Source organism: Mycoplasma simbae ATCC 49888 (genome assembly GCF_000702705.1).
In the GTDB taxonomy this organism is placed as follows: domain Bacteria; phylum Bacillota_I; class Bacilli_A; order Mycoplasmatales; family Metamycoplasmataceae; genus Mycoplasmopsis; species Mycoplasmopsis simbae.
The window spans coordinates 1-13597 of record NZ_JNJG01000012.1; the positions used below are offsets into that span (position 1 = coordinate 1).

General features: G+C 33.5%; 10 protein-coding genes. 9 read left to right on the top strand and 1 reads right to left on the bottom strand.

All coding sequences use genetic code 4. From position 1 onward, the window contains the following. On the top strand, positions 1-525 hold a 525-nt coding region (locus T329_RS03915; RefSeq protein WP_029609038.1), incomplete at its 5' end, for a restriction endonuclease subunit S domain-containing protein. Here the strand turns inward: T329_RS03915 and trpB are convergent. After that, entirely contained in the window at positions 508-1752 is a 1245-nt protein-coding gene (gene trpB, locus T329_RS0103480) for a tryptophan synthase subunit beta (RefSeq protein ID WP_029609039.1), read from the bottom strand. The two genes, T329_RS03915 and trpB, sit on opposite strands and share 18 nt — an antisense overlap. Before the next feature lie 132 nt (positions 1753-1884). Here trpB and T329_RS0103485 point away from each other — a divergent pair, with 132 nt between their 5' ends. The 8 genes from T329_RS0103485 (at position 1885) to T329_RS0103520 (ending at position 13465) form a co-directional block, all read left to right on the top strand. Further along, positions 1885-3090, top strand: coding sequence for a YitT family protein (locus tag T329_RS0103485; protein WP_029609040.1), 1206 nt, complete (start codon positions 1885-1887; stop codon positions 3088-3090). Between the two features lie 28 nt (positions 3091-3118). Continuing rightward, a complete protein-coding gene (locus tag T329_RS0103490; RefSeq protein WP_029609041.1) occupies positions 3119-3343 on the top strand; it encodes a DUF2188 domain-containing protein in 225 nt (74 codons plus the stop codon). A gap of 146 nt (positions 3344-3489) precedes the next feature. After that, positions 3490-5469 carry an excinuclease ABC subunit UvrB gene (gene uvrB / locus T329_RS0103495; protein ID WP_029609042.1) on the top strand — a complete coding sequence of 660 codons (1980 nt, stop codon included), beginning with the start codon at positions 3490-3492 and terminating at the stop codon, positions 5467-5469. An 8-nt stretch (positions 5470-5477) separates the two neighbouring features. Continuing rightward, entirely contained in the window at positions 5478-8300 is a 2823-nt protein-coding gene (gene uvrA, locus T329_RS0103500) for an excinuclease ABC subunit UvrA (RefSeq protein ID WP_029609043.1), read from the top strand. Between the two features lie 42 nt (positions 8301-8342). Further along, complete coding sequence (locus tag T329_RS0103505) at positions 8343-10301, top strand: GGDEF domain-containing protein (RefSeq protein WP_029609044.1); 1959 nt, start codon at positions 8343-8345, stop codon at positions 10299-10301. Continuing rightward, positions 10301-10756: a 50S ribosomal protein L9 gene (gene rplI / locus T329_RS0103510; RefSeq protein ID WP_029609045.1), complete on the top strand. Its 456-nt coding sequence runs from the start codon at positions 10301-10303 to the stop codon at positions 10754-10756. The genes T329_RS0103505 and rplI overlap by 1 nt, the downstream gene beginning before the upstream one ends. Further along, positions 10746-12179: a replicative DNA helicase gene (locus T329_RS0103515; RefSeq protein WP_029609046.1), complete on the top strand. Its 1434-nt coding sequence runs from the start codon at positions 10746-10748 to the stop codon at positions 12177-12179. Before rplI ends, T329_RS0103515 begins: the two co-directional genes overlap by 11 nt. Beyond that, the gene (locus T329_RS0103520; RefSeq protein WP_029609047.1) at positions 12179-13465 is read left to right on the top strand and encodes a CNNM domain-containing protein; all 1287 of its coding nucleotides are present in this window, start codon (positions 12179-12181) and stop codon (positions 13463-13465) included. Before T329_RS0103515 ends, T329_RS0103520 begins: the two co-directional genes overlap by 1 nt. Positions 13466-13597 lie beyond the last annotated feature (132 nt).

The following is a 13597-nucleotide window of genomic DNA, read 5'->3' on the forward strand; positions in this document are numbered from 1 at the left end:
CCTGCCGTGGATGAGTCAGAAATTATTACTCTTGGTCTAAATCTAACTGGATTGAGAATTGGTTCAAACAAGAACAAACTTAAATTTGGCTCTACGATTTATTACAAGAGAAACTTCGGCCAATTAATTTATGGTAAACAGAATTTCTTTAATGGATCAATTGGAATTATTACTGAACAATTCAGTGGTAAATGTACATCTGGTGATGTTCCGTCATTAAATATACACAACATCGATACATGGTTCCTATATCATTTTTTAGCACGTTCTTGATACTATCAGCCTAAAGAAATGTATGCAAGTGGAACGGGATCAAAGCGCATCCACCAAGAAACACTATTAAAATTTGATATCACGTGTCCAGCAACCACTGAAGAACAATATTTAATAGGTTTATTAATTCAAAAAATTATTTCTTCAATCTCCCTTCATCAGCGTGAGTGAAAAGTTAATAAAAATCAACATTTTTACACAAAAATGTTGAATAAACTGTTGATAATACGAATATTAATTATGGTTCTTTAGTCTAAACTCTTCAATGAAATCTTTATAGTTTTCTAACACATAAGCTAAATCTTTATCACCTCGACCTGATAGAGTAACTAAAATGTCAATTTCTTTGTCTGAGTTTTCTTTAGCTATTTTAATAGCTTGTGCAATAGCGTGTGAAGATTCTAAAGCTGGAATAATACCTTCACTTGAAGACATTAGTAAAAAGGCTTCAAGTGCTTCTTTATCATCAATAGCTACATAGCTAGCTAAGTTATTTTCTTTTAAATATGAATGTTCTGGGCCTACCCCTGGATAATCTAAACCTGAAGCAATTGAATAAACTTCATTTGGTTCGCCTTTTTCATCAGCTAAGAGCATTGATTTAAAACCATGTAAAATTCCGGTTTTGCCATATGAAAGAGTTGATGCGTGTTGACCAACTTGTGGACCTTTTCCTAAAGGTTCAACTCCTACAAGTTTGGTGCTAGAAAATAAATAAGCAATGAATGAACCTATGGCGTTTGAGCCTCCGCCTACACAAGCTACTACATAGTCAGGATCTTTATTGTATTTGGTGTTGAATTGCGCTTTAGATTCTTCGCCAATAACTCGTTGAAAATCTCTAACCATTAATGGAAATGGGTGTGGACCAACTACACTACCAATTGCGTAAAGTGCTTTATCGCTTTGAGCACGGTATGCTTCAAAGGCTGAATCAACTGCTTCTTTAAGAGTTTGAGCACCGTGTGTGGCTGGGACAATTTTAGCGCCCAATATACGCATTTTTTCAACATTTGGTGCCTGTTTAGCAATGTCTACTGCCCCCATATGAATTTCGCATTCTAGCCCAAAATGAGCAGCGGCTAAAGCTACAGCCGCTCCGTGGCTTCCAGCTCCAGTTTCAGCTATTAATTTAGTCTTGCCAATCATTTTGGCAAATAAAGCTTCTGCTAAACAGTGGTTAGTTTTATGGCTTCCGCCTTCATTTAAATCTTCTCTTTTAACATGGATACGCGCTTTGCCAAATTTAGCTGATAAATTAGCACAATAATAAATTGGTGTGGGGCGGCCTTGAAACTCGCTTCTGATTTTTTTAAGTTCACTTTGAAACTTTTCACTTTGGCTTATTTGCTCATATTGACTAGCGATTTGACTAAATAAAACTTTTAAATCTTCAGGCAAATATGCACCACCATATTCGCCAAAATAACCTTGTTTATTAGGCATTTGTAACAAATATTGTTTTAATTTTGCATTCATAATGATTAATTCCTTCAAGTAAATTTATGCCTAAATTATAAATATTTATACAAAAAAGTTGCAAATTTAGTGTTTTTAAGCGATTTGCAGCTTTCAAATAAGTATTTTTTTAAAAGCAATATAATAGTAAACATGAATAAAGCAAATGATCAAAACACACGTATTACGCAAATTACTCGCAGCAGAGTCAAACAATCATTTTTACACTTTGGCTCATTGTATCGTTTACACTCGCTGCGCTGACAAATACTATTATCAATAGTAATGGGCATTTTGTTTGGCGTTGTTGAATTTACATTGCTGCAAATTACGGGTATTTACCAAATGGGTCTAGGGGCTTTAGCACAAGGTCTAGCTAGATTTGTACGTGTATATAACCATAGTGAAATTGTGTTTAATGTACTCTTTTGAATGATTAACTTTTTAGGTAATGTGCCATTATTTATTTTTGCTTACTTTAAAATTGGCAAACGCTTTGCCTTCTTAAACTTTTGCTATTTAATTTCCTCAACAATCAGTGGTTTTGTTTGTGCTTTAATCCCAACCAGTTCACAATGATTTATCTTTAGCGATCCTAACTCAATATTAAAGGTTGATGGCAAAAATATTTTGCAAGGAGTAGAAATAGTGCTTTGAAATATTGCCACACTTAAGGAATTTTCAATCTTTTTCTACGCAATGCTTTTTGGTGCTTTACAAGCCATTTTCAATGCAACCTTATTAATTACTGGTTCTTCAACCGCTGGCTTTGATATTATTGCTATTTACATGTCGAAAAAGAAATTTAGAGACATGGGTTCAGTGTTTTTATTGTTGCATTTAGTTTCATTAATAATTGCCAATTTATTTGGTACTTATATTCCTACTGGCGTAGCCTTATCTAAATATCCAGACTACCAAACACAAGCTTGAGCATTACAAAATTTCTTTAGTCCTACTTTTATGGCTGGCGTGCTCATGATTATTGTTAACGGCATTACTTTAAACATTTTATTCCCTAAATTTAAAGTCGTAAAAGTAGAAGTGTACTCAAGTCAAGTTGAAAGCATTCAAGAAGCTATTTCACAAGTGAAAGAGCGTACGTATGCTACCACTATTGTTTCAGCGCTAGGAGGCTACAGCAAAAAAACACAAAAAATTTTAATCACAAATTGCTTGTTTATTGATGCTGCCCAACTACTAGAATTAGTGCGCAAAATTGACCAAAACGCCTTTGTTTCAGTATTAGATGTTAAAAAAGTCGATGGCTATGTGTATACTGCTTCAACTAAACATTCTCACTTATTAAAATCTAAAAATAAAGCAAATGTTCAAAATCAAGATAATTCACAGATATAATTAAAAAAAGTAATAAAAGAAAGGAATTATGGCCGAAAAAGAATTAGCAACCATATATCACGTTACACCTTATAAAGGCAAATGACAAGTTAAAGGTGTAGGTAACACTCGTCCAACTAAGCTTTTTGACACACAAAAAGAAGCGATTGAATATTCAAATGAATTAACCAAAAAACGCAATGGTTCAGTAATAATTCACCGCAAAACTGGACAAGTTAGAGACAGCATTAACAACAAAAACAAAAGCAAATAACTCCGCGGAGTTATTTTTAATATTTTTTGTACAAAAGTGTTAATTTTTTCCTTTTTTATCAAAAAAATCAAATTTTTAAATATTGATATATAGTGGCACAAATTTATATATATGTGTACAATATTAATATTAATAGAGAGGCAATAATGGCATATAAATTAGTTTCTAAATATTCACCAGCAGGCGATCAGCCGAAAGCAATTAATGAATTAGTGCAAAACATCAAGCAAGGTCAAAAATTTCAGGTTTTAAAAGGGGTAACTGGCAGTGGTAAAACATTTACTATTGCCAATGTTATTGCTCAATTTGACCGCCCTGTTTTAGTTCTTTCACACAATAAAACATTGGCAAGTCAGCTTTATAGTGAATTAAAAGGCTTTTTCCCTGAAAACAAAGTTGAATATTTTGTTTCTTATTTTGATTACTACCGCCCAGAAGCCTACATCCCAAGTTCAGACTCATATATTGATAAAAACTCTCAAACCAACAAAGAAATTGAAGCTATGAGAATGTCTGCGTATAACTCTTTATTGTCTGATAAAAATACTATTGTTGTGGCATCTGTATCAGCAATCTATGGTGCATTAAACCCAGATGAATACAGCGAACAAATTTTCTATATTGAAGTAGGTCAGCAATGAAAAAGAAACGATTTCTTGCGTGAATTAATTCAAAAAAACTATAAACGCAATGAAGTTGACAATGATTTAGGTACGTTTAGTTCAAAAGGTGATGTTGTTTTTATTCGTCCAGCGCACTCAGATCAATTTTTAATTAGAGTAGATTTTTGGGGCGATGAAATTGATTCAATATCAACATGTCATCCAGTTACTAAAAGCGTATTTGAAAAGTTTAAAAAATATAGAATTTTCCCTGGAGATGCCTACACAGTTGGTGCTGATTTAACTCGTCAAGTTGTTGAAAAAATAGGTATTGAACTGGAAAAAAGAATTGAATATTTTGCTAAAAACAATAAATTATTAGAGGCGCAACGTATTGAAGAACGTACTCGCAAAGATATGGACTCATTAAGCGAATTTGGCGTGTGTCCAGGAATTGAAAACTATTCACGTTATTTTGACCGTCGTGAAGAAAATGAACGTCCATATACATTACTAGATTATTTTAAAGGTCAAGACCCTTTATTAATTATTGATGAAAGCCACATGATGCTGCCACAACTAAGAGCAATGTATCGCGGCGATAGAAACCGTAAGCAAACGCTAGTGGATTATGGCTTTAGATTGCCTTCGGCCTTGGATAATAGACCTTTGCGTTTTGATGAGTTTGAGCAAGCTTTTGATTTTCAAACCATTTATATTTCAGCTACTCCTGAACAATATGAATTAGACAAAACCTATGGCGTTTTAACACGTTTATACGTTAGACCTACAGGCCTATTGGACCCTCAAATTGAAGTGAGACCTAGCACTAATCAAGTAGAAGATATTTATGACGAATTACAAAAACAAAAAACCAATAACGAAAGAACACTGATACTAACAACAACCAAGCGTTTGGCTGAAGAATTAACTCGCCATTATTTAGCAAAAAATGAAAAAGTTGCATTTATCCACTCTGAACACAATACTTTTGAGCGTAATAGAATATTGCTTAAATTAAGAAAGGGTGTATATGACACCGTGATAGGAATTAACTTATTGCGTGAAGGTATAGATTTACCTGAGGTGAGTTTAATTATTGTTTTAGATGCTGACAAAGAAGGGTTTTTAAGGGATACCAAATCATTAATTCAGATTGCTGGGCGTGCAGCTAGAAATGCCAATGGGCGTGTTATATTTTACGCAGATAAAATTTCTCAAAGTATGCAGCAAACTATTGAAGATAATCTTGAAAAAAGACAGTTGCAAATTGCCTACAATATTGAGCATAAAATTGTTCCTCAAACAATTATTAAAGATATCCCGGATAGCCTGCTAGATGATGCTAAAGATGAACAAATTAGTTTTTATTTGAGTGATAACAAATCAAAAAATAAAGATAAAAAAGCTAAAGCTGAATTAATTGCTGAGTTAAAACAAAAAATGAATGATGCAGCTGCAAACCTTGACTATGAAAAAGCCATTGAAATAAGAGATATTATTATTGAATTAGAAAAACAATAGGAGGATTTATGTCCACTAAAGAACAAATTATTATAAAAGGTGCACGTGAAAATAACCTCAAAAATGTTAATTTAACACTGCCAAAAAACAAATTAATTGTGTTTACCGGTTTAAGTGGTTCCGGTAAATCCAGTTTAGCATTCAACACAATTTATGAAGAAGGTCGCCGTAGATATGTTGATAGTTTAAGTAGCTATGCTAGACAATTTTTAGGCGGAACAAACAAACCCGATGTAGATGCAATTGATGGGCTAAGTCCTTCAATTGCTATTGAACAAAAAACAACGCACAACAACCCGCGTTCTACAGTTGGAACTGTAACTGAAATCTATGATTATTTGCGTTTATTGTTCGCTAGAATTGGTGTGCCTTATTGCCCACGTCACAAAATTGAGATAAAATCACAAACCAACAAAGATATTATCGACTCAATATACAGTTTAGAGCCTAATTCTAAATTAATTATATTGTCTCCTGTTGTAGATAATGAAAAAGGAACACACGCAAATTTAATTGAAAAGCTAAGAAAAGAAGGGTTTTTACGTTTGAAAATAGATGGGGAAATTTTACCTATCGATCAAGAAATTAATCTTGATAAAAATATCAAACACACAATCGATATTGTAGTTGATCGTATCGTTGTGGATGAGGAAAATAGAGCAAGAATTGCCGAAGCGGTTAGTGTAGCGGCTGAGTATGGTCATGGGTTAGTGAAAATTGAAACACTTGATGGCATCACTAAAACATTTTCAAAATTGCACTCATGTATGTATAAAGATTTTGAAATGCCAAAAATTGAGCCACGTTTATTCTCATTTAACTCGCCAGCTGGAGCATGTACTCAATGTAAAGGCCTTGGTGTTGATTTACGAGCAAGCTTTGAAGCATTAGTTCCTGAACCATGAAGAAGTATTAGTGATGGTGGTATAAAAATCTTTGAAAATACTGTGAATACACAAAATCTAGAGTGACAAGAATTTAATATTTTGCTTGCACACTATGATATTGACAAAAACACTCCAATTGATGAACTTTCCGATGAAGATTTAAAAATTATTAAATACGGCTCAAAAGAAGAAATTGAGTATGTATTAGTTTCTTCGGCAGGCAACAAAACAAGAAGAAATCGTAAAATTGAAGGTATTTTAACATTAGTCGAACGCAAGTACATGGAAACAAGTTCAGAGGCAATTAGAGATTGATTAAAAAAATACATGGGTTCATATCCATGTTCAAAATGTAATTATGCAAGGTTAAATACATACGCTTTAGCTGTTAAAATCAACAATAAAAACATTAACGATTTCACTAAAATGTCAGTTGATGAAGCTTTAGATACGATTGCAAATATTGAACTAAACGAAAATGAAAAACAAATTTCAACCTTAATTATTTCTGAATTATTTAACCGCTTGACTTTTTTACACAATGTTGGCCTTGGATATTTAAATCTAAACCGAAGTGCAGAAACACTTTCAGGGGGGGAAAGTCAAAGAATTAAGCTAGCTACTCAAGTAGGTTCAAATCTAACTGGTGTGCTTTATGTATTGGATGAACCTTCAATTGGTTTACACCAACGCGATAATGAAAAGTTGATTGCAACATTACAAAATATGGTTGAAATTGGTAATACCTTAATTGTTGTGGAACACGATGAAGATACCATAAGAGCTGCAGAACATATTGTAGATATTGGGCCTAGTGCTGGTATGGAGGGTGGTCACATTGTTGCCCAAGGTTCAATTCAAGACATTATCAACGTTCCTGAATCGCTAACTGGCCAATATTTAAGTGGTAAAAGAAAAATTGAAGTACCTAAATCAAGACGTAGCGGCAATGGGCAAGTGGTGACAGTTTTTGGAGCAAAAGAAAACAACCTTAAAAATATTGATGTTAAATTTCCACTAGGTAAATTTATTGCAGTAACCGGAATGAGTGGATCTGGTAAGTCTACACTAGTAAATGAGATTTTTGTCAAAGGAATTCAAAGAGTTGTCAATAAAAGTACTGAAAAATTAGGGAAATTTAGCTCAATAAATAACATTCAAGCTATTGATAAAGTGGTCCCAATTTCGCAAAGCCCAATTGGGCGTACACCTCGCTCAACTCCAGCAACTCATATTTCTGTTTTTGACGATATTAGAGACTTATTCGCCGCCACTCAAGAAGCTCAGGCTAGAGGTTTTACTAAATCTAATTTCAGCTTTAATGTTCCAGGGGGAAGATGCGAAAAATGTTCTGGAGATGGCTCAATTAAAATTGAAATGCATTTTTTACCTGATGTTTATATCGCTTGCGATGAATGTGACGGTAAAAGATACACACTTGAAACTCGTGAAGTTAAATACAGGGGCAAAAATATTTCGGATGTATTGGAAATGAGTGTTGATGAGGCCTATGAATTTTTCCAAAATAGACCTAAAATCAAAGATAAACTTGCAGTTATTAAAGATATTGGCTTAGGATACATTAAGCTTGGTCAGCCTTCCACAACTTTAAGTGGTGGTGAAGCACAACGCGTAAAATTGGCAACTTATTTACACAAAAAACCAACTGGAAAAACTGTTTATGTGTTAGACGAACCCACAACTGGTTTGCACCCGTATGATGTTCACAGATTATTGGAAGTGTTGAACAAAATTGTTGATAATGGAGACACTGTTGTGGTTATCGAGCACAATTTGGATGTAATAAAATGTGCTGACTACATCATTGATTTAGGCCCTGAGGGCGGAATAAATGGAGGTAAAATCGTTGCCAGCGGAATGCCTGAACAAGTCGCTCAAGTTGAAGGTTCATATACTGGACAATACTTGAAAAAGTACTTATAATAATTCAAATTTAGCTATTTAATTTAATATATAATTTAAATTATGAGTTCTAAGAAAAAACTACTTACTTACATTTTAAGTGCAGTACTATTTTTAATAATTGCAATTGTTTCATTTGTCCTGTTTTACGTATATGATTCAAAAATAACTACAATACTTTTTACAGTGTCTATGATAGCTTCTTCTACACTTGTAGGCGTTACTAGCGTATTGGCAGTTAAACAATTTATTTATACGCAAAACAAGATTAAATCTTCATACAACAGCTATGTTGACGATATTTTAACTAGAGGTGATATTGGTGCGTTAATATATGACGCAACTGGCAACATTATTCACGTAAGCAACTTTATTCGCATGCGTTTTGGTAAAAAGCTTGTAGGCACAAGTTTAAATGCATTTTTAGCAAATTTTCACCTAAATTTTACAACTGATGTTAACACGCAAGATTTTAAGCATAATGAATTCTATTATTCAGCTACCTTATATGATTTAGACGGCTATTTGCTTATTCAAGATAAAACCTTGCAAACAAAAAGTTCTTTACTTTACGAACAAGAATTGTCAGTTATTGCTGAATTAGAAATAGACAACTATTCACTATATCAATCAATATTATCTGAAGAGCAAATGTATAATCTAAACAAAAGTGTTGTTAGCGTTTTAGATTCCTTGACTCAAGAATACAATCTAGTTTACAGACAATACAACACTAACGGTAAGTTTTTGATTATTACAAACAAAATTTCCTTAGATAAGATGATTGACAAAAAATTCGATTTCTTTGACCAACTGCACGATAAGTTAAAAACAAACACCAACAATATTGTTGTATCTGTATCTGCAGGTTTTGCATATGGCGATAATGATTTTGCTGTCAAAACTGATTTAGCTAGAACAGCATTATTGCAAGCACAAGGACGCGGTGGTGATCAAGTGGTGGTAATGTCACCATATCAACAACCAATTTATTTTGGCTCAACTACTGAAATTATGCCAAGCGTGGATAGAACCAGAATTAAAGCCTTTACGGAATTATTTGAACAAAAGCTGTTTGATCCACAAATTAAAGATGTTGTAATTTATGGTCACGCCGTAGCTGATCTAGATGCTATTGGATCTGCTTTAGGTGTGCTTGCAATGGCTAAAACTTACGGTAAAAACGCCTTTATATGTTCAGCTACTCAGGATGAAACAACTAAGAAGGCTTTAGCTCAATATTGAGATATTGTTAAACCATATTTTATCCGTCCTCAGCAGGCGAATAAGATTTCAAACGAAAATACACTTGTTGTTTTTGTTGATAATGCACACCCAACTAGAACGGATAATCCAGAAGCAATTAAAAAAGTAAAATCACAAAATATTTTTATTCTAGATCATCATAGAATGAAGCTTTCTATTGATTTTGCACCACGTGAAAACAGGATTGTCAGCACAGCTGCTTCATCAGCTAGTGAGCTAGTAACTGAAATGTTGATGTTTGCACAGCGTAAAATAGACATTGATTTAGTTACTGCGCAAATGTTATTAAACGGAATTTGCTTAGATACACTGCAATTCCAAAAACACGCAACTTCTAAAACATTTGAAGCTGCAAGTTGACTAGAACACAGAGGTGCTAACTCAACAGTGGCTGCTAACGCTCTAAAAATAGATGAACAAACACAAAAACGAGTGAATAAACTTTTAGAAAATTTACAAGAGGTAAAACAAGGATTTTATTTAGCATATTCAAACGAAGCAATGCCTGATGATTTAATTTCAATCGCAGCCGAAGAAATACTGCGTATTGATGGCCGTAAGGCTTCGTTTGTGGTAGCAAAACAAGAAAAAAGTGATAAATACAAACTAAGTGCACGCGGAATTGATACTAACGTGCAAATAATTTGTGAAAATGTAGGCGGTGGAGGCGGCTTTGCAGCCGCTGCCGCAGTTTCTAATGATGATTTAGAAACATTTATTAGTAATATCAAACAAGCAATAGTGGGGGTTAAATAATGAAAGTTATTTTAATTAAAGATTCAGAACACGGTAAAGCAAACACAATCGTTGAAGTGTCTGCTGGCTATGGAACCAACTTTTTAGTTGCTAAAGGTTTTGGTGTTCCATACAATCCAAAAACAAAAAAAGAGCTTGAAAAACGTTTAAGCGATTTGACAGCTAACGAAATGGAGCTAAGAGCCAACGCTAACGAGTTAAAAGCTCAAATTGAAAAAGAAAAATTAACATACACTTTAGATGCGCTTATTGATGCGCACGGCAATTTAGTTGTTCACAAATCAATTTCAACTAAAGATGTTTTAAGAGATTTAACCAAAAAAGGTTACAAATTAGACAAGTATGCAGTACAAAAAGTACACTTAGTTTCAAATGGTCTACACGATGTTGAAATCAACATTTACAAAGACATTGTAGCTAAATTGCAAATCGAGGTTAAAGTTAATGTCAAGTAACTCCGAGCACACCTTACGCAATAGCATTCATATTAACTCAGCCTATGAACAAAATGTCTTAGGCGTGGTTTTGTCTAACAATGAATATGCTGATAGCGTATTGCCATATCTGCTTGAGGAGGATTTTGCAATCATCGAACACAAACGTTTGTTTGTGGTTATTTCATATTTATACAACAATAATATCAGTATTAATAACCAACAAATACTGAATTTAGCTGCTAAAACTAATGAAAAATTAGTTACACCGGCATTATTGAGCGATATTTATGCAAATAGTGGTTTGCCAGCTAATATTCAAATTTATCTTGAAGAATTAATTCGTCTAACTAGACTAAGAGCTCTAGAAGCTAAAGTTAATGAGTTGCAAGTAAGATTAAGCAAACTTGATAAATCATTGCAACCAGATGATATTGTTCAAGATATTCAAAAATTATTAATTGATATCGACCGGGCAAAAAATGGTGAGGACTTTTTAACAGCTAAAAGTGTTTCTGATGAATATGCTGCTGATTTATATACACTGCGTAGCATGGATATGGATTCGATTAGTGGAACTCCAACCGGCTATGATGATTTAGACCGCATCACGCAAGGAATGCACGGCGCGGAAATGATTATTTTAGCGGCTCGTCCGGGTATTGGTAAAACCGCTCTTGCGTTAAACATTGCTGTTAATGTTTCTCAGCAAAACAAAAAAAATAGCAATCGCAAACGTCGTGTAGCTTTCTTTAGTCTAGAGATGCCACCTAAACAATTAATGGGTAGAATTTATTCAATGGTTGCTAGCGTTGATCAATTCAAGCTAAAAAAACCTCAACTTTTAACCGATGAAGATGTAGCTAAAATCAATGCAATTAAACACAATAAGATTGACAAATTAAATCTTTTTATTGATAATACCTACGAAAACGAGCTACAAACATTGCTATGAAAATGTCGCCGTTTACACAAAGTTGAGCCTCTTGATTTAATCGTTGTGGACTATATGCAACTAATTCACTCAGATAAAAAAGGTGGCTCAGATAATAGACAAATGGAAATTACGCGTATTTCTAGAAGCTTAAAAACATTAGCACTAGAGTTGAATGTACCAATAATTGTTTTATCTCAGCTTAATCGTCAAACCGAACTGCGTGAAGACAAACGTCCCAACCTTTCAGACTTGCGTGAATCTGGATCTATCGAAAATGATGCGGATATGGTAATTTTCTTATATCGTGAAAATTACTACAACTCAAAAAACAAAAATATCAACACAGGTGATTTTGAAGGCAAAGACCTTGGCGAACCTATTGAATTAATTATCGCTAAACACCGTGGGGGACAAACTGGAAAAATTGACCTTCGTTTTGTTCCACATTTAGCAAAATTTACAAATATCAACTTTTACAAACCAACCGAAAAGGAAAATAATTTCTAATGGACACGCTCAGCATCGTATTAATACCAATATTAGTATTTTTACTAATTTGCTCATCAATTTTTAGTAGCTGCGAAACAGCTTATTCAACGTTAAATCCTGGTAAGCTTGAATCTATGCTAGATCGCAATGAATTTGGCGCTAAAATCATTAAAAAACAATACAATTCGTTCAATCGTATTTTAGCCTTAATTCTAATTTGCAACAACATTGCCAATATTGCTCTTTCAGCAGCAGTAGCTTATTTAATGTCAACTAATTTCACGCGTTATGCGGAATGATCAGCACTTATTTCTACAGCGGTGCTAACACCTATCATTGTTTTATTTGGTGAAATTATTCCTAAATTAGTTGCTAAAGCCCACCCAGAAAAAGTAGCTAAAATATTTTGTTATGTACTTGAAGTTTTATACTGAATATTTTTCCCAATTTGTTGACCAATTAGCAAAATTAGCAAAGATATTTATATCACCAACACTGAGCAAGATGTCAAAAACATTATTGATGTTGCCCACACTGAAGGTATTTTGGAAGCTAATGAAAGCATTATGGCCCAAAATGCTCTTGATTTAGACACCACCAAAATTCGCAAGCACTATATTCGCATTAAAGATATGTCATATCTGTCTTATAAAGCCAATATTGCTCAAGCCTTAGCAATGTTTAAAGAAACCAATTATTCACGTTTACCGATTGAAAAAGATGGACAGTTTTTAGGCATAGTTTTACTTAAAGATATTTTCTTTTTAGAAAAAGGTAAAGTCATTAACTATATCAAAACAATCCCCACAATTAGTGCCAATTTAACTTTAGCTAGCGGTCTTGAACGTTTACGTTCAGAGCGTGCACAAATGGCTTTTGTTACAAACAACAACTCTTCTAGCGAAGTAATTGGTATTATCACTATTGAAGACATCCTAGAAGAAATTGTTGGTGAAATATACGATGAATACGATGAAGAGGAAATTCAAGACATTTTCGAGATTAGTCTAGAGCTGTTCCAAGCCAGCGGTTATGTAACAATGAAAGAGCTTTTAAAACGTATGAATTTAGATTTTGAACTTCCGGATGCACAATTAAATATGAGTCTGGAAAAATGAGTAGCCAAAAAAACTAATGAAAAACTGGTTAAAAATCTTAAATATGAGTATGAGGGTGTAAGTTTTAAAGTTCTTTCCACTCCCAACAAAAAACAAAAACACTACCGCTTTGAAATTGAAATCGGTACCAATGCCCCTGTTAATATTGAATCAACAACCGAACAAATTTCTGAAACCAATGAATAAAAACCACAAAGCCATTTTTGTGGTTTTTTGTTAATTCATCAATATTTTATGAGTCTTTTAAAGAAAAATTAAGTTTAAATTTCTTTGGTTCATTAATTGTTTCAACCAAATTTATTTTCTCAATAATATTAT